The sequence below is a fragment of the Corynebacterium sp. HMSC05C01 genome (genome assembly GCF_001807155.1).
In the GTDB taxonomy this organism is placed as follows: Bacteria; Actinomycetota; Actinomycetes; order Mycobacteriales; family Mycobacteriaceae; genus Corynebacterium; species Corynebacterium coyleae.
Genome location: NZ_KV787959.1, coordinates 1 through 18,026, shown reverse-complemented (window position 1 = coordinate 18,026; position 18,026 = coordinate 1). Strand labels below are relative to the sequence as shown.

Below are 18,026 nucleotides of genomic sequence, written 5' to 3'. Positions count from 1 at the left end.
GTCTGGTTCCACAAACACAGAGCTAGACGATCGGTCCGAGCGTCCTTCTTCGTCTGAAGGGGGATCACTGACGCGGTAGCGCCTACTCGCTGACCGAGAACACCTTCTTCTTCGGTGTCTCCTCCGCAGCCGATCCCGCCACGGCGATCTTGGGAGCGTCGAGGACGTCGGTCATGAAGTCGGCGACCCACTGCAGCAATTCCATATCGCGCAGGTTTGGAGCGTTGAGTGCCCGCTTTGCTCCGCCTTCCTTGGGCATCGGCACCTGCAGCGCCTTTGCCGCAGCCCGGAAGTTCGCCCCCGGGTACAAGCGCTTCAGGCGCACCTGCTTGGAGTCAGGCAACTCGACTGGGTGGAGTTTGATGCGCGTTCCCTGGGTCAGGATCTCGGAAACGCCAACTGCACGTGCCTGGTTGCGCAGTCGGGCTACGGCCATGAGCCGCTCGACCTCAATTGGCAAGGTGCCAAAGCGGTCGATCATGTCGTCGGCTGCGGCGGTTAGGGCGTCGTCGTCACGCGCTTCTGCGAGCTTGCGGTACACCTCGAGGCGCAAGCGCTCGGAGTTGATGTAGGTCTCCGGAATGTGTGCATCCACGGGCAGATCGACGCGGATTTCCTTCGGGCCTTTGTCGGTGGCGTCGATGGGTTTGCCGCTCATGAGGCCCTTGAAGGTTTCCACGGCCTCGCTGACCAAGCGGACGTACATGTCGAAGCCCACGCCGGCGATGTGGCCGGACTGTTCCGCGCCGAGCACGTTGCCAGCGCCGCGCATCTCCAGGTCCTTCTGCGCCACGGCCATGCCGGCGCCCAGGTCGTTGTTTTGGGCGATGGTGGCCAGGCGGTCGTAGGAGGTCTCGGTGAGTGTCTTGTCCTTCGGGTACAGGAAGTACGCGTAGGCACGCTCGCGGGAACGGCCCACACGTCCGCGCAGCTGGTGCAACTGGCTCAGGCCCATGTTCTGGGCGTTTTCCACGATCAGGGTGTTGGCGTTGGCGATGTCCAGGCCGGTCTCCACGATCGTGGTGCACACCATGACGTCGTATTCGCGGTTCCAAAAACCCTGCACGGTCTGCTCGAGCACCTGCTCGCTCATCTGGCCGTGGGCGACCACCACGCGGGCCTCGGGAACGAGTTCGCGCAGTTGGCGGGCGGTCTTTTCGATGTCGGAGACTTTGTTGTGGATGTAGAAGACTTGGCCGTCGCGAAGCAATTCTCGACGAATCGCCGCCGCCACCTGCTTATCTTCCTGCGGACCGACATACGTGAGCACCGGGTGACGATCCTCCGGCGCAGTGGTAATCGATGTCATTTCGCGGATGCCGGTCAGCGACATCTCAAGCGTGCGCGGAATCGGCGTTGCCGTCATGGTGAGCACGTCAACGTGCGACTTCAGCGCCTTGATGTGTTCCTTGTGCTCGACACCGAAGCGCTGCTCCTCGTCCACGATGATCAGACCGAGGTTCTTCCACTGCACGCCAGTCTGCAGCAGTCGGTGGGTACCAATGACGATGTCTACGGAACCATCCGCAAGACCTGCGAGGATCTTCTTCGAATCCGCGGTAGAGGTGAAACGCGACAGCTCGCGAACCTCCACCCCAAAACCATCCATGCGCTGCGTGAAGGTGGAGTAATGCTGCTGGGCAAGCAGCGTCGTCGGCACCAGCACCGCGACCTGTTTACCGTCCTGCACTGCCTTAAACGCGGCACGCACGGCCACCTCGGTTTTGCCGAAGCCCACATCGCCCACGATCACGCGGTCCATCGGCGTGGGCTTTTCCATGTCTTCCTTGACCGCTTCGATGGCGTTGAGCTGGTCTTCCGTCTCTACGAACGGGAAGGCATCTTCCATCTCGAGCTGCCAGGGGGTATCCGGTGCGAACGCGTGGCCCGGCGCGGCTTGGCGCTTGGCGTAGAGCTCCACCAACTCGCCGGCGATCTCGCGCACGGCGGCGCGCGCCTTGCGTTTGGTGGATTTCCAGTCCGAGCCGCCCATCTTGCTTAGCGACGGCTTCTCACCGCCCGTGTATTTGCTCAGCAGGTCCAAAGACTCCATCGGCACCCAGAGTTGGTCGCCGGGCTGTCCGCGCTTTGCAGGCTGGTACTCCAGCACGATGTATTCGCGTCGCGATGCTTCATCGCCTGCCTTGATGGTGCGCTCTGCCATCTTCACAAACTTGCCGATGCCGTGGGTGTCATGCACCACGAAATCACCCGGCTGCAAGGCCAACGGGTCAACGCGGTTGCGGCGGCGCGGGGCGCGTCGCTTAGCGCCGGCGATGTCGCCGACGCGGTTGCCGGTCAGGTCCGTTTCAGTAATAACGACCAAGTTCGGCCCGCCGAAAACGAGGCCTGCGTGCGATAACGCCTGGTAGAGCGTAACTGCGCCATCGACGGGCTCGAGCCCAGGTGTGGCCACTCGTGCGGACACGCCGTGTTCGCGCAGCCGCTCCGCCATGCGGTCGATCGCACCTTTGGCCGGAGCGACATAGGCGGCCTTGCCGTGGTTTTGCGTCACGTGCAGTTTCAGCGTGGCGTAGAGCTGCTCGATCTGCTTCGGATCGCCCTTCGGCGCGGGTGCTGCATCGAACTCGAGCGGCAGCGTCGACGCGTCATCCGCGGCGAACATGCCGGGAGGAGCAAAGGTCCACCAGGCGTTTCCGGCCTTCGACGCGGAGACCTCCAGGGACTCGAACGAACGGTACGACGAAGCAGAGACGTCCAGGCCTTCCACCGCCACCGGGCCTTCGGCGCCCATCGCGGCGGCCTCCCAGCCGGCCTCGAGGAACTCGCGGTCGGTCGCTTCCAAGTCGGCAATGCGAGTGCGAACCTTCTCCGGGTTGGTCACCAACACCACCGAACCGGCCGGCATCAATTCCGGCAGCACCGAATACGTCTTATCGGTCAGCGCCGGGATGATCGCTTCCATGCCGTCCGCCGGCTGCTTTTCGGAAATGCGTGCAAGCAGCGACGACAAGGTGGGGTTCGACGGGAATTTGCGGGCCAGGTCGTCGGCTTTGGCGGCCACGGTGTCGTCGATAAGCAACTGCCTTGCTGGAAACAGTTCGACGGCACCAACCTCTTCGATGGTGCGCTGATCCGCAACCGCAAAGGAGCGGATGTCGGTGACTTCGTCGCCCCAGAACTCGATACGCACAGGGTTCTGGGCAGTGGTGGGGAAAACGTCAATGATGCCGCCACGGGTAGCAAACTCGCCACGGCCCGCAACCATATCCACGTGGTTGTAGGCGAAATGCACCAACTGCTGCGTCAGGTCCTCAAAGTCGGCTTCCTGGTCCACCGCCACCCGAATCGGCTCAATCGCAGGCAAAACCGGCTGGCACACGGCGCGCGCCGCAGCCACGATGACACGCGGCATATCCCACAGCACCTTCGCACGGCGGCCAACAATGTCCGCAGCTGGCGACAAGCGCTCATGGGGCAACGTCTCGTAGGCGGGGAATTGGGCGACCTTGTCGTCGCCAAGCATTGCCTTGAGCTCCGCCGTGAGGTCTTCCGCCTCGTGCCCCGTCGCCGTCACCAACAGCACCGGGGTCTCACGCGCGATCGCACCAGCAGTCCAGGAACGTGCCTGGTCAATGCCGGTAATATGCAGCGAATCTTCCCCCACATGCGTCACCAAACCCTTCAACTTCGGGTCCGTCAACGCCTGGGTGAGCAGCCCACCAAGCACGGGCGGGGTGTTATCAGTCATGCAATGCTTCCTCTTCGTTCGCTTCGCGATCCACAGCGCGCTCATCTCCAGCGACATCTTCACCAGCAATATGCGGCTTGGCCTCCATCCCCCGCAACCCATTCCAACACAGGTTAGAGATATGCGCCGCCACAATATGCTTGTCTGGCTCCCGCTGATCCAGCCACCACAGCGCAGAATTAGACACCGTGCCAACCAGCGCCTGACCGTACAACCCGGCCATCGCCTCATCTAATCCACGGTGCTTAAACGCCTCCGCCAGCAGGTGGGAAACCTCAGCGGTCACACGGTTAAGAATCGTCGAATACGTCCGCCCCTCCCCCGGCAACTGACCATGCGCAAGGATAACAAACCCGTCGGTGTCATCCTCCACGTACGTCAGCAACGCCAACACACCACGCTCAATGCGATCGCGCCAGCGCCCCTCCTGGATAGACCCCATAATCGTCTCCTCCAGGCGGACCATCTCCCGACGAATAACTGCCTGGTACAACCCCTCTTTGCCCCCAAAGTGCTCATACACCACCGGCTTGGTCACCCCGGCGCGAGCCGCAATCTCCTCCATGGAGATCCCGTCGTATCCGCGCTCAGCAAAAGCAGCGCGCCCAACGCCTAATAATTGTTCCCTACGCTGGGGTGCAGTCATTCGCCTACGAGCCATATGTTCCACTCTAGATCCCTCTCCGACACACCCCATCTTTGGTTGCCACGGGATGTGGTCTACAATCAGCGATGCTATTCCCCATGGTGTAATCGGCAACACTACGGTTTTTGGTACCGTCATTCTAGGTTCGAGTCCTGGTGGGGAAGCTTTTTCATATGGGGAGGGGAAATGAAACGATTCGCAATACTTTCTACAGCTCTATGCGTGATGCTCTCGGGGTGCACTACAGAGCAACCGCTTAACGACGACACCACGCCCAACATCGAATCCGGCACACCACCCGAATCTGCGGAGGATAAGCCTCAAGCACAAGCGTTCGTGTTCGAAAGCGGCGTGCTAGAAATCGGCGACTTCGACCCGTACACAATCGGCGACGACATCTTCGACCCCTGCACGGAAATCACAAAAGAAGAGTTCGCCGCCGCGGGGTTTGAGGATGTGGAGCCGCTTCCGAAGGAATATTCAGACATTTCGGGTGGACTGAAGATGTGCAGTTTGCGCTCTAGCGATGGCGCAAATTCTGTAACTATCTCCAACAACGTTTCTAATCGTTCAGTGATCGAGGACGCGTACGGTACAGAACAAAAATGGCAGTCGATGCGCTTTCCGGAAATGTATGTTTTCAGCCCTCGCATCGGTGCAAGTACAGGTTGTTTTGCACAGGTCGACACAGTTCGTGGCGCAATAGCAATGATGGCATCCGGCATCGAGCTGTCTAGCTCACGGGAATCCAACTGCGCCAAAGCACAAAAAGCCTTGGAAGCACTCTTCACATCTCATTCAGCACATTCGCAATGATGTCCACTTTATTGGACATCCTCTTCCGTAATGGCGAGCGTTCGGCTAACCTTTTCTCAAAATCAGAATAACTGGGGGTATTTATGGGGATCCTTATCGACGTTGAACAAGTCGAAGCGGCAGTACAACAACTCCGTAGCGTCGGAGAAAAACTCGTTGTGCAGCTAAACGCTGGTGGTTTGAATCCGCTTTCTTCTTTCTCACAGGTCAGCGGTCTCGCAGATGCAGGGCGTACTCTGAGCCCAATCGGGGATGTAAACGCACCAGAAGCAAATCAAGCGGTCGCAACCTACCTTCTGGGTACGGCGAACATTCTTGAAACCGCACTGAACAACACGTTGCGGACGGATGACTCTCTGTCCGGTGCGTTGGCGTCGCTCGGTCCGGTGTTTGAGGGGCGCGTTAACCAGGTGCAGCCACAACTGATTGAGCTCCTGCAGAAGTCGCGTTCGGTCGATCCGAAAACCAACACGTTTGCAAACCCGGCGGCAGTCGCGACTGGTGATTCGTCGCTGCACGCCTTGCACGCCAAGTTGTTGGAGACCGACACATCTCGTGCGATGTCTGCTTCCGAGTTCTGGAACTCAAATGCAGAACTGATCGCCGATGCGATGGAGGAACTCAACGAAGTTCAGCACGCGTTGAGTTCGTCGGCAGAGACATCCTGGATTCACAACGCGATGCGCACCATCACACAGGTCCAGAACGCAGGTATGGAATACGTGGCTAACTCGCGCTCCCTCGCAGCGCACACCGCAATGCTTGCCGACGCCGCAGACGCCGAAAAGCTCATCGCATCCAGCACCGTGATGGCCTATGACGCTGCACCGTCGCCGGAAGAAAAGCTTGCGATCGAACAGGCGTACCTGCTCAACTTTCCGGCGCGAATGACATCAAACTTGGTCGCTGCGATCCCGACGTTTAACCGTCTGCTTCCGGAGTTGAAGGAGATGTCTGGCGACTCCTACAGCGTCGATAGCATTCCCTCGCCAGCAGCGCCCGCATTTGAACCAGCAGAGTTGCCGGAACCAATCCAGAATGCGCTGATCAACCGTGGCTACGGGGATATCGCAAACGCGAAAACACCGTCAGAGGTTCTGCAGAACATGGGGCGGCCCTCGCCAAACGTGCTTGACTCCATTCCGGCAGGTGCTACGCCTACGCAGGCTGCGTCGGCAGTGCTGACACCGCCAAGCACAAATGCGATGGCTCCGACCCCGGGTGCGATCTCTGCTGGCGCGCACCCAGGTGCGCACAGCCCAACGTTCACCGGTGCTATCACCCCTGCAACCACACGTGGGGCGAACTCGGGCGGGGCATCCGCCGGCACCAATAGCGGCGCGGGTGGATTCGCTCCAATAGCTGGTGGGCCCAGCAACGCTGCAGGCACTGGAAGGCACGCTGCTCGTGGAAACCAGATGGGCGTAGGCACCGGGGTTGGAGGGCCTGGCGGTTCCCGCGGGGGCTCCCCTGCTTCCCAGGCTGTTAGCGGCCGTGGAGCTGGAAATGGCATCGGCACTGGCCGAAGCGCCGGAGCAGGTGCTGGCACCTACTCAGGTGGCGGCATGCACGCCGGTCGTCCGGGTTTCGGCACGGGCGGCGGCGTGAGCGCCGGTGCTGGTGTCGGTCCAAGTACCGGTTTCGGCGCCGGTTCGCCGGGTGCTCACGGTGCTACCCCGCACGGCTCGACAGGGCACGCGCCAACAGGCTCCGGCACAGCTAACGGTGCACACGGTGCCCACAGTGCCCACGGCGCCCACGCCACAAACGGTGCGCACTCCGCGAACAATGCGGCAGGCGCACACCGCGGCGGTGGTGTCATTGCCGGGCAACCGATGATGGCCGGGCGCAACCAAAACGGTCGCGCATCCGACAAGGCCGCCGCCAAGGTCAAGACAGTCACCAGCGCGGTCGAGCGCGACGGCAACCTCAAGGCACTGCTCGGCGACGCCCCACTATTGCTGCCGGAGGTCATCGGCTACAACGTGCGCCGATAGCCACCGCGAGCGGCAACGCTCGAAACAGAAACCCGAAACAAAACCACGCCCCGGTGGGATTCGCGCCGGGGCGTGGGGTCGTCGAGAAGCAATCTAATGCTCGTGGCCGTGCGGGAGTGCAAGGTCCGGTTCTTGGCCAGGCTCAACGATGACAAATTGGCCCATCATGCCCTGGTCTTCGTGGTTGAGCATGTGGCAGTGATACATGTAGGCCAAGGTGGGGTCGGGGTGATACGCGATCTCCACAAGCAACGTCACCGTGGAAAGCGGTGGCACGTCGATGGTGTCGTGCCAGCCGGCAGTGAACTCCACTTCCCCACCCTCAACGCTTTGCACGGCGAAGCGTGCGTTGTGGATGTGGAAATTGTGCAGCATATCCTCGTTTTCGTTGGTCACGCGCCAGATCTCAGGCCCGTCGTGGTCGACGACAAAGTCGACGCGCGACATGTCCATCGTTTGGCCGTTGATCTCAATGCCATTGAGTCGGAACTCGCGCTCCACACTTGCCGACGACGGCACGTCCAACGGCACCAACGTTTCCGACAACGCAGGCGACGCCGGTGCGTCTTCAGACGGGGCGGCGATCTCAAGCAGGTCGAAAGTGTCGCGTGCGCCGAACAGGTCGGCGGTTTCTTTATCTGGCAAGCCGCCGAGGTCCGGGAGTCCGTCGCTACGCAACATCAGGTCCTTGCCCGGCTCCAGGTCCACCACGATTTCCACGCGCTCGCCCGGGGTAAGCAGCACGCCGTCGACCTCCACCGGGGAATCGAGGAACCCCTGGTCAGTGGCGACGATCTTGAACGGCACACCCAGCGTCAGGTGGTGGAAGCGCAACACGGAACCGTTGAGCACGCGGAGACGCACGCGGCGGGTTGTGGCCTCGAAACGCGGTTTGGTGATGCCGTTGACCACCACGGTGTCGCCGACCCACCCGTGGTCCTCGTCGAGCTGGCCGTCTTCGGTGAACTGGGCGTTAGTCAGGATCACAGGGATGTCGTCGACGCCGTAGTCGGCGGGCAGGCCGGGGATGGCGGTGGTGTCGTCGTCGACAATCAGACCGCCGGCAAGGCCGCGGTAGGCGTGCACCGCGGATATCTCGTGCGGGTGCGGGTGGTACCAGCAGGTCGCGGCGGGCTGATCGACGGTCCACGACGGCGACCAAGACTCACCCGGGTCAAACATCAGCGCCGGTCCCCCGTCCGCAGCGGCCGGCAGGTGCAGGCCGTGCCAGTGCACAACGGTCGGCTCCGGCACGTTGTTGTGCACCGTCATCTCGATGCGCTCGCCGCGTCGCATGTACAGCGTCGGACCCAAGAACGGCCCGTTGAATCCCCAAGTTTTGGTCATGACACCAGGGATGATTTCGGATTCGCCTTCCTGGGCGGTTAGTTCGAAGCGGCGCACGTTGCCGTCGAGTGTGCCTTCGTACAGCGGCGGGATAGGCAGCGGGCGTGCTTCGGCGTCGGCACCACGCGGGGTGGGCTGGTTTGATGTCGAGCACCCAGCCAATGCAGCACCCGTGGCTGCGGCTGCAACGGCGAAAACGGTCCCTTTAAAAAATGTGCGTCGAGAAAAAGCCATTACGTCCTCCAAAAACTCGCCGAAAACCATGAATGATCCTACTATCCCGATATATGCGTAACGAGGAAGCGAATGCCCGCCGGTTCATCTGGTCGAACGGCTTACAAAACATTGGCGATCAGGTAGTCGCCCCGAAAACGGTGCTGCCGTGGCTGTTCAATGCTGCTGGGGTGCCGGCGGCGTTCACGTCGTTTCTCGTGCCAATTCGCGAGTCAGGCTCGATGCTGCCGCAGGCGTTTTTGAGCCCGTGGGTGACGTCGCAAAGCTCGCGCAAACGAGTCTGGTTGATCGGCTCGTGGGGCCAAGCGCTGGCCTCTGCCGGCATTGCGCTTAGCGCGCTGTTGCTCGAGGGAAGTGCGCTCGGCATCGCAGTCATTGTCCTGCTTGCGGTGCACGCGGTGTTTCGCTCCATCTGCTCCATCGCAGGCAAAGATGTCCAGGGCCGCACGATTTCCAAAGGCCACCGCGGCGACATCACCGGTCGCGCCACCGCGCTCGCCGGCGGTTTCACTCTCGCGATCGGTCTCGCACTGTCGTTTATCCCCAACGAACTTCCGCAGTGGTCACTCGCCGCGCTGCTCGCCGGCGGTGCGTCGATGTGGGCGCTCGCTTCGCTCGTGTTCATGCGTATCGACGAGCCCACTCCCGACACCGACACCTCCAACGGCCAAGGCTTCCACGACATGTGGAAGCTGGTCACCTCCGACCGCGACCTGCAACGATTCCTCATCGTGCGCTCGCTCATGCTGGTCACCGCGCTTTCCACCCCGTTTATCGTCGTGTTGGGCAGCCGCGAAGGCGCCGACCTCACAGGCCTCGGTGCGTTCATCGTCGCCTCCGGCGGCGCGTCACTGCTTGGCGGGCGGGTTTCGGGCCGGTTGTCGGACAGGTCGTCGAAACGCACGATGGCGTGGGCTGCAGGTTTCGCGTCCACTGTGCTCATCCTGCTCGTTGCCAGCGCACAGCTTGTCGACGACACCATCAACGCCTGGGTCATGCCCCTAGGCTTCTTCCTGGTCAACCTCGCCCACACCGCAGTGCGGGTCAGCCGCAAGACCTACCTGGTAGACATGGCCGACGGCGATAGGCGCACCATGATCACGGGTGCCGCCAACACCGTCATGGGCATCGTCCTGCTCGTTGTCGGCGCAATCTCCTCGGCGGTTGTGCTGCTCGGCCCGCAGGCAGCGCTGATCTTCCTGGCTGTTGTTGGTTACGCCGGTGTGTTTGGTGCCGCGAACCTGAAGGAAGTCTCGGCAAACAAGTAGGCCAGAGCCCATAGGCGTTATGCTTGGGGCCGATCTCAAAACGTCCACCCCCAAGGAGTAATCGAGTGCCTAACCACTCCGATCGCGCCGTTGTCGTGCTCGCGGCCGGCGCGGGAACCCGCATGAAGTCCGACCGCCAAAAGACGCTGCACGAAATCGGCGGGCGCAGCCTGCTCTCCCATTCGCTGCACGCCGCAGCCGGTGTGGAACCGACCTACCTCGTTGCTGTGGTCGGCCACCAGCGCGACCAGGTCGCCCCAGCCGTGGAGCACATCGCCGAGCAGATGCACGTGGAGATCCGCCAGGCGATCCAGGAGGAGCAAAACGGCACCGGCCACGCAGTGCAGGTCGGCCTGTCGGCAATTCCGGATTTCGACGGCACCGTCGTGGTCACCAACGGTGACGTGCCGTTGCTGACGCCGGAGACGTTGCAGGCGCTCGTCGAAAAGCATGAGTCCGAGCATGCCGCCGTGACCGTGCTCTCCCTCGAATTCGACAACCCCACTGGCTACGGCCGCATCATCCGCGGCGAAGCTGGCGACGTGCTCGAAATCGTCGAAGAAAAAGACGCCACCGACGAACAACGCAAGGTCCACGAAGTCAACTCCGGTGTCTTCGCCTTCGACGCCACCGTGCTTCGCGACGCCCTCGCGCGCGTCACCCCCGACAACGCCCAAGGCGAGTTCTACATCACCGACGTCCTCGGCATCGCCCGCAACGACGGCCGCAAAGTCTCCGCCTTCATCGCACCTGATGCCCGCGAACTCGCAGGCGTCAACGACCGCGTCCAACTCGCCGAAGCAGGCAAAGAACTCAACCGCCGCCTCGTCGAGCGCGCCATGCGCAACGGCGCAACCGTCATCGACCCGGCCACCACCTGGATCGGCGTCGAGGTAGAAATCGGCCGCGACGTCATCATCCACCCCAACACCCAACTGTGGGGCTCCACCGTCATCGGAGACGGCGCCGAAATCGGCCCCGACACCACCCTGACCGACATGGAAGTCGGCGCCCGCGCCACCGTCGTACGCACCCAAGGCGAACTCGGCGTCATCGGTGAAGAAGCCACCGTCGGCCCCTTCACCTACATCCGCCCCGGCACCGAACTCGGCGCCCGCGGCAAACTCGGCGGCTTCGTCGAATCCAAAAACGCCAAGATCGGCGAAGGCTCCAAGGTGCCCCACCTGACCTACATCGGCGACGCCACCGTAGGCAAGCACTCCAACATCGGCGCCTCCAGCGTTTTCGCTAACTACGACGGTGTGAACAAGCACCACACCACCATCGGCGACTACTGCCGTACCGGCTCAGACACCATGTTTGTCGCGCCGGTCAATATCGGTGATGGCGCGTATACCGGCGCGGGTACAGTAGTCACGGAAGATGTTCCAGCCGGCGCGCTCGCCATCAAGGAGGGCCACCAGCGCAACATCGAGGGCTGGGTAGAAAAGCGCCGCCCCGGATCCGACGCGGCAGAAGCTGCAAAGAAAGCACGCGAGAAGTAAAGGTTCAAACATGACTGGTTACTCCACCGAAAGCCACAAAAACCTCAAGGTCTTCACCGGGCGTGCGCACCCGGAACTGGCAGAGGCCGTAGCAGACGAACTCGGCATCGAGCTCGTGCCCACCACTGCACGCGACTTCGCCAACGGCGAAATCTTCATCCGCTTCGAAGAGTCCGTCCGCGGCTCCGACTGCTTTGTCATGCAGTCCCACGCACAGCCGCTGAACAAATGGCTCATGGAGCAGTTGATCATGATCGACGCGCTCAAGCGTGGCTCCGCGAAGCGCATCACCGCGATCCTGCCGTTCTACCCGTACGCACGCCAGGACAAGAAGCACCGCGGCCGCGAGCCGATTTCCGCCCGCCTCATCGCTGACCTGCTCTCCGCAGCGGGCGCGGACCGCATCGTCTCCGTCGACCTGCACACCGACCAGATCCAGGGCTTCTTCGACGGCCCGGTCGACCACATGCACGCCCAGCCGATCCTGGTGGACTACATCAAGTCCAAGTACTCGCTGGACAACCTCGTGGTGGTCTCCCCGGATGCCGGCCGAGTGAAGTCCGCTGAGAAGTGGGCCAACATGCTTGGCGACGCCCCCATGGCCTTCGTCCACAAAACCCGCGACATCGACGCCGCAAACAAGGTTGTCTCCAACCGTGTCGTCGGCGACGTCGAGGGCAAGGACTGCATCCTCATGGACGACATGATCGACACCGGCGGCACCATCGCTGGCGCCGTCGGCGTGCTCAAGGAAGCCGGCGCGAAGTCCGTCGTCATCGCCTGCACCCACGGTGTCTTCTCTGATCCGGCACGCGAGCGCCTCAGCGACTGCGGCGCAGAGGAAGTCATCACCACCGACACCCTGCCGCAAAACACCGAAGGTTGGAAGAACCTCACCGTGCTGTCGATCGCACCACTGCTGGCAAAGACCATCCGCGAAATCTTCGAAAACGGTTCCGTGACCACCCTCTTCGAGGGCCAGGCCTAAACCACTCTTGACCGCGACAGCCGGGGCAGCTTCACCGCTGCCCCGGCTTCACGCTTAGGGAAAGGACACAATCTCCATGTACAACCGCTACGCCGAATCCGTAGAAATCACCCCAGAGCTTGAGCACGCCAAAGCCATGTACGACGGCGACGCCACCCTCGAGTATCTGGGCGCCATCATCACACGGTTAGAGCCAGGCGTGGCGGAAGGCGAGTTTGTCGTCGATAAGCGACATGCAAACGGATTCGGCGTCTGCCAAGGTGGCGTCCTGTTCACCTTCGCCGACGCCCTCTTCGGTGGCGCCTGCAACTCGCGCCGCACCGAACCCACCGTCAGCGCACAATCCGAAATGATCTACCTCGCACCCGCGAAAATGGGCCGCACCATCCGCGGCGTCGCCCGTGAACACCACCAATGGGGCCGCAACGGACTCTCCGACGTCACCCTTTACGACGGCGACACCGTCATCGCAGAATTCCGCGGACTCTCCCGCACCACCTCACGTCCCCCGACAGGAAACTAACCCATGAGCCTCCAAGAACAAGGACTCAAACGCAGCGTCAAAAGCCGCCAACTGATGATGATCGCCTTCGGATCATCCATCGGCACCGGACTTTTCCTCGGCTCCGCCAGCTCCATCCAATACGCCGGCCCCGCCGTCTTGATCTCCTTCGCCATCGTCGGCGTCATCGTTTACTTCCTCATGCGCATGCTCGGCGAAATGGCCGTCGAACACCCCGTCTCCGGATCCTTTGCCGCATACTCCCGCGAATACATCGGCCGCGGCGCAGGGTTTATCACCGGCTGGAACTGGTGGTTCACCACCGTGGTCGTCGGCATGCTGGAACTGACCGCCATGGGTACCTTCCTGGACTACTGGTTCCCCCACATCCCCCACTGGGTCACCGCGCTAGTCTCGCTGCTGCTCGTCGTCGTCCTCAACGTGCTCAACGTGCGCGTGTTCGCCACCACCGAATACTGGCTTTCCCTGATCAAAGTGGCAGCACTCGTCCTCATGATCGTGCTCGGCCTCGCGCTTGTCTTCGGCGTCGGATCCGAACCCGCCATCGGCCTGCAACACATCACCGACCACGGCGGATTCATGCCAAACGGCATCTCCGGCGTCCTGTTCGCACTCGTCGCCGTGACCTTCACTTTCGGCGGCATCATGTCCATTGGCACCGCCGCCGGCGAAGCTGACGACCCCGAAAAGGCAATTCCCCGCGCGGTCAACTCCGTCGTGTGGCGCATCCTCGTGTTCTACCTCGGCGGCATCGGCACCATCCTGCTGCTCGCACCGTGGAACGAGCAGGACACCAACGAAAGCCCGTTCATCCGCGTACTCACCGGCGTCGGGTTCTCCGGCGCAGCGACCGCCTTGAACGTCGTCATCGTCGTCGCCGTCTTCTCCGTGCTCAACACCATGACCTACTCCGGCGCCCGCATGCTTCGCGACCTCGCCCGCAACGGCCAAGCCCCACACGCACTCGCCGAAACCAACCACAAAGGTCTGCCCACCAAAGCATTGCTTTTCGACGCCACCCTCATGGGCGTCGTCGTCATCCTCAACTACTTCTTCGAAGGCAAAATCTTCGCCATCCTGCTCGCCATCATCGTCGGCACCGAATTGATCACCTGGGCCGGCATCTGCCTATCCCACCTGAACTTCCGCAAACACGCCGGCAACACAAAATTCCCCGCCCCGTTCTACCCAGTTGCGAACTGGATCTGCATCGCATTTTTCGCCCTCGTACTCGTACTAATGGGTATTCTTCCCGATTACCGCATGGGTCTAGCCACACTCTTCGGCTGGATCCTCGCCCTCGGCCTCATCTGGCTGACAACGCAACGCAGGAGCAACGCATGATCCGCAACATGATCCGCCCAGACCTCGACACCATCCCCGACTACGTTCCAGGCGCCCGCAACGACCAGGCCATCAAACTCTCCTCCAACGAATGCGCCGAAGGCCCACTGCCCTCCGTACTCGAGGCGATGCGCGACACCCTCGGCTCCATGAACCGCTACCCCGACATGGGCGCCACCGACATCCGCACCGCCCTTGCCGAACACCTCGGCGTGACCATCGACCAGGTCGCCGTCGGCACCGGCTCCTCCGCCCTGTGCCAACAACTCGCGACAATCACCGCACAGCCCGGCGACGAAATCATCTTCCCCTGGCGCAGTTTCGAGGCCTACCCCATCTTCGCCCGCATCGTCGGCGCAACCCCCGTCGCCATCCCACTCGACGCCGAGCACCGCCTCGACCTGCCCGCCATGGCCGCAGCGATTACCGAACGTACGAAACTCATCTTCGTGTGCAACCCCAACAACCCAACCGGCACCACCATCACCAACGCCGAGTTCGAAACCTTCATGGACGCCGTCCCATCCGACATCCTCGTCGCACTCGACGAGGCCTACTTCGAATACAACCGCGCCACCGACACCCCCGTCGCCACCGACGTCATCACCCGCTACCCCAACGTCGTCGGCCTGCGCACCTTCTCCAAAGCCTACGGCCTTGCAGGCGCCCGCATCGGCTACGCCTTCGGCCCCGCCGACATCATCAGCGCCCTCAACAAAGTCGCCGTCCCCTTCTCCGTCAACGCCGTCGCCCAAACCGCAGCCCTCGCCTCCCTCAAGGCCACCTCCGAGCTGCAAACGCGTATCGACGACACCATCACCCAACGCCAACACCTCACCACCGCACTCAACCTCCCCGAATCCCAAGCCAACTTCATCTGGCTGCCGGATTTCCCGCGTGAAAAAGCTGACCGGCTAGCGGCAGAGGGCGTGCTGGTGCGTTCTTTCCCGGAAGGTATCCGCGTCACCGTCACCAACTCAGCCGAAACCGACGCCTTCCTGAAAGCATGGGACCGTGCGTAGTGAGCGCCGCCGCGTGATCGCGGCGACCACCATCGGCACAGCCATCGAGTGGTACGACTACTTCCTCTACGCCGCCGTCGCCGGTTTGGTGTTTAACCAGACCATGTTCGGTCCCCTCGGACCTGCTGCGGCGACGATCGTGAGCTTCCTCACCGTCGGCTTGTCCTTCCTGTTCCGCCCGCTCGGTGCGGTGCTTGCTGGCCACTACGCCGACCGATTCGGGCGCCGCGGCGTGCTCATGATCACCCTGTTCACCATGGGCACCGCCACCACGCTTATCGGCCTGCTGCCCACCTACGACACCATCGGTTGGCTTGCCCCCGCCGCACTGATTCTCCTGCGCATCCTACAGGGCACATCGGCCGGCGGCGAATGGGGCTCCGCAGTCCTCCTCGCAGTCGAGCACGCCCCTGTGAACAAACGCGGCCTTTACGGCGCCGGCCCCCAGGTCGGTGTTCCCGCTGGCCTGCTCATGTCCTCCGGCATGCTCGCCCTGATGACCGCCGTCGCCCCCGGTGACGCCTTCGTCGAATGGGGCTGGCGCATTCCCTTCCTGCTGTCCATCGCGCTGACGTTCCTCGGCTGGTGGATCCGCACCGGCGTCGAAGAATCGCCCGTCGTCGAGGAGATGCGCGAGACCGGCACCCGCAGCCCCATCAGCGGCCTGTTCAAATCTCACGCGGGAGTTGTCCTCGCAGCCGCCCTGATCTTCGCCGCAAACGGAACGGTCGGCTACATGACAACCGGCGGTTACATCCAAAATTACGTCACTGACCCTGCCGGTATCGGGCTTTCACGCGGGGACATTCTCTGGGCTGTCACTGCATCGGCTGCGGTGTGGTTGTTCACTACAGCGTTCGCCGGGTGGGTCTCGGACTACATCGGGCGTAAGCGCACGCTTGCGATCGGGTTTGTGGTTCAGGCGGCGGGTGTTGCGGTGTTGTTCCCGCTCGTCGATACGGGTTCGATTGCAAAGATCACCGCGGCGTTGATTTTCCTCACCGTTGGCCTGGGCCTGACGTACGGCGAGATTGGCGCTTTCTACGCGGAGCTTTTCCCGGCTTCGGTCCGGGCGTCCGGGGCGTCGATTTCGTACGCGTTGGGTGCAATTCTTGGTGGTGCGTTTGCTCCGACGATTGCGGCTGCGTTGCGTGAGGCTACTGGTGGTACGGCGGCGATTACGGTGTATTTGATGGCGGCGACGTTGACGGGGTTCGTCGTTACGCTGCTTGTGCGTGATCGCACCGGCATCCCGCTTGGCCATGATCATGAGGACCTCCAGGCGGCGGGGCATTTTGTGTGGGAAAAGTCGGCTGGTAGCCTGTAGCAGTCTCGGCGAGGGCTTTCGGGCCGTTATCGACGCGATGAAGATCCACTATGCGATCACTCGACGAGCACAATCCGTTAAGTGGTCGCAGGCAAAGCCTGTGGCCCTTCCAACCGAAGGAGTACAACATGGCTATTACCCCAACCGTTATCAAGGGTGAGCGTCGCGAGGAGTTCGGCAAGGGCTCCGCACGTCGTCTGCGTCGCGATGGCAAGATCCCGGGTGTCCTGTACGAAAAGGGCATCGAGAACATCCACTTTGCGGTTGACCGCATTGAGATGACCGCGATCGTGCGTAACGACGGCACCAACGCCATCGTCGAGCTTGAGCTCGACGGTGAGAAGCTGCTCGCCATGGTCAAGCACGTCGACCAGAACGTTCTGACTCTCGAGATCGACCACATTGACCTGTTCGGCATTAAGCGTGGCGAGAAGGTTACCGTCGAGGTTCCGGTTGTCACCGAGGGCGAGGCTGCTCCGGGCGCTGTTGTGTTCCAGGAAGCCGACGTTGTCGAGATCGAGATCGACGCTCTGTCTATCCCGGACGAGATCACCGTTTCCATCGAGGGCAAGGAGATCGGCGACCAGATCACCGCTGGCGATCTCGAGCTGCCGGCGGGTGCGGAGCTGATCACCGATCCGGAGAACTTGCTTGTCAACATCACCTTCGAGCAGGTTGATGAGGACCTCGAGGCTGAGGCTGAGGCTGCTGAGGAGGGCGGCGCTGAGGCTGGCGCTGAGTCTTCTGAGGCTGGTGAGGAAGCTTCCGAGTAATTTCGGCACGACGATTGGCCCGCTTTTTTGGCGGGCTTTTTCGTTATGTGAAGAGTTGTTGCATGGCTCCGGGCGGATGCTTCTCGACGACCGACCCTCCCGGCGATACCCACACCGGTATCCCATCTCGGATCTGTATTCGCCCGTAGCGGTTTTCACGCGGGTCATCGTCGTTGCGCCCGTTATGGAACCGACATAACGGCACGAGGTTGGCAAGGTTGGTTTCCCCACCGTGGCGCCAGGCCTGGATGTGGTGCATTTCGCAGTTGTCAGCTCCATGCCGGCAATCGGGCACCGGACACGTCGGCGACATCATGGATGCCAACGCGCGTTGCTTACTATTGGCAAACCGCTGGGTGCGATACAAGTTGACTGCACCCTCGGTCGGGTGAAACGCCGCAACTTCCAACACATCACCGAATTGCTGCGCGAGAAATTCCGCACCTGTCATCGTCGTGCCATCGGTTAGCGTGAGCGTGACCTCGTCGCCGGCGCCGGATTGGATACGCGTCCATTCGGGAAGC

General features: G+C 62.0%; 14 protein-coding genes. 10 read left to right on the top strand and 4 right to left on the bottom strand.

What is annotated here, in order from left to right; all coding sequences use genetic code 11:
* Positions 1 to 82 precede the first annotated feature (82 nt).
* Complete coding sequence (gene mfd, locus HMPREF3145_RS07540; protein ID WP_070422630.1) at positions 83 to 3,712, bottom strand: transcription-repair coupling factor; 3,630 nt, start codon at positions 3,710 to 3,712, stop codon at positions 83 to 85.
* Positions 3,705 to 4,373 (bottom strand): TetR/AcrR family transcriptional regulator, encoded by a 669-nt coding sequence (locus HMPREF3145_RS07535; RefSeq protein WP_070422629.1) that lies wholly within the window; start codon positions 4,371 to 4,373, stop codon positions 3,705 to 3,707. Before HMPREF3145_RS07535 ends, mfd begins: the two co-directional genes overlap by 8 nt.
* 171 nt (positions 4,374 to 4,544) lie before the next feature.
* Between HMPREF3145_RS07535 and HMPREF3145_RS07530 the strand changes: the two genes are divergently transcribed.
* A complete protein-coding gene (locus HMPREF3145_RS07530; protein WP_168162459.1) occupies positions 4,545 to 5,174 on the top strand; it encodes a DUF3558 family protein in 630 nt (209 codons plus the stop codon).
* 83 nt (positions 5,175 to 5,257) lie between these two features.
* The gene (locus tag HMPREF3145_RS07525; RefSeq protein WP_070422627.1) at positions 5,258 to 7,171 is read left to right on the top strand and encodes a hypothetical protein; all 1,914 of its coding nucleotides are present in this window, start codon (positions 5,258 to 5,260) and stop codon (positions 7,169 to 7,171) included.
* A 93-nt stretch (positions 7,172 to 7,264) separates the two neighbouring features.
* Here HMPREF3145_RS07525 and HMPREF3145_RS07520 read toward each other — a convergent pair whose 3' ends face one another.
* Positions 7,265 to 8,752 carry a multicopper oxidase family protein gene (locus HMPREF3145_RS07520; protein ID WP_070422633.1) on the bottom strand — a complete coding sequence of 496 codons (1,488 nt, stop codon included), beginning with the start codon at positions 8,750 to 8,752 and terminating at the stop codon, positions 7,265 to 7,267.
* A 53-nt stretch (positions 8,753 to 8,805) separates the two neighbouring features.
* Between HMPREF3145_RS07520 and HMPREF3145_RS07515 the strand changes: the two genes are divergently transcribed.
* From HMPREF3145_RS07515 to HMPREF3145_RS07480, 8 genes are all read left to right on the top strand, one after another.
* Positions 8,806 to 10,020 carry an MFS transporter gene (locus HMPREF3145_RS07515; RefSeq protein ID WP_070422626.1) on the top strand — a complete coding sequence of 405 codons (1,215 nt, stop codon included), beginning with the start codon at positions 8,806 to 8,808 and terminating at the stop codon, positions 10,018 to 10,020.
* Positions 10,021 to 10,085: 65 nt separating this feature from the next.
* Positions 10,086 to 11,525, top strand: a complete 1,440-nt coding sequence (gene glmU / locus HMPREF3145_RS07510) for a bifunctional UDP-N-acetylglucosamine diphosphorylase/glucosamine-1-phosphate N-acetyltransferase GlmU (protein WP_083279453.1) — start codon at positions 10,086 to 10,088, stop codon at positions 11,523 to 11,525.
* Between the two features lie 10 nt (positions 11,526 to 11,535).
* A complete protein-coding gene (locus tag HMPREF3145_RS07505) occupies positions 11,536 to 12,513 on the top strand; it encodes a ribose-phosphate diphosphokinase (protein WP_070422625.1) in 978 nt (325 codons plus the stop codon).
* A gap of 76 nt (positions 12,514 to 12,589) precedes the next feature.
* Complete coding sequence (locus HMPREF3145_RS07500; protein ID WP_070422624.1) at positions 12,590 to 13,036, top strand: hotdog fold thioesterase; 447 nt, start codon at positions 12,590 to 12,592, stop codon at positions 13,034 to 13,036.
* 3 nt (positions 13,037 to 13,039) lie between these two features.
* Positions 13,040 to 14,380, top strand: coding sequence for an amino acid permease (locus tag HMPREF3145_RS07495; protein ID WP_070422623.1), 1,341 nt, complete (start codon positions 13,040 to 13,042; stop codon positions 14,378 to 14,380).
* Positions 14,381 to 14,388: 8 nt separating this feature from the next.
* The gene (gene hisC / locus HMPREF3145_RS07490) at positions 14,389 to 15,402 is read left to right on the top strand and encodes a histidinol-phosphate transaminase (RefSeq protein WP_070422631.1); all 1,014 of its coding nucleotides are present in this window, start codon (positions 14,389 to 14,391) and stop codon (positions 15,400 to 15,402) included.
* Entirely contained in the window at positions 15,395 to 16,729 is a 1,335-nt protein-coding gene (locus HMPREF3145_RS07485; RefSeq protein WP_070422622.1) for an MFS transporter, read from the top strand. The genes hisC and HMPREF3145_RS07485 overlap by 8 nt, the downstream gene beginning before the upstream one ends.
* 128 nt (positions 16,730 to 16,857) lie before the next feature.
* Positions 16,858 to 17,502 (top strand): 50S ribosomal protein L25/general stress protein Ctc, encoded by a 645-nt coding sequence (locus HMPREF3145_RS07480; RefSeq protein WP_070422621.1) that lies wholly within the window; start codon positions 16,858 to 16,860, stop codon positions 17,500 to 17,502.
* Positions 17,503 to 17,545: 43 nt separating this feature from the next.
* On the opposite strand, the gene HMPREF3145_RS07475 is transcribed toward HMPREF3145_RS07480, so the two are convergent.
* A partial coding sequence (locus HMPREF3145_RS07475) for an HNH endonuclease signature motif containing protein (protein ID WP_141740837.1) occupies positions 17,546 to 18,026 on the bottom strand: 481 nt, incomplete at its 5' end.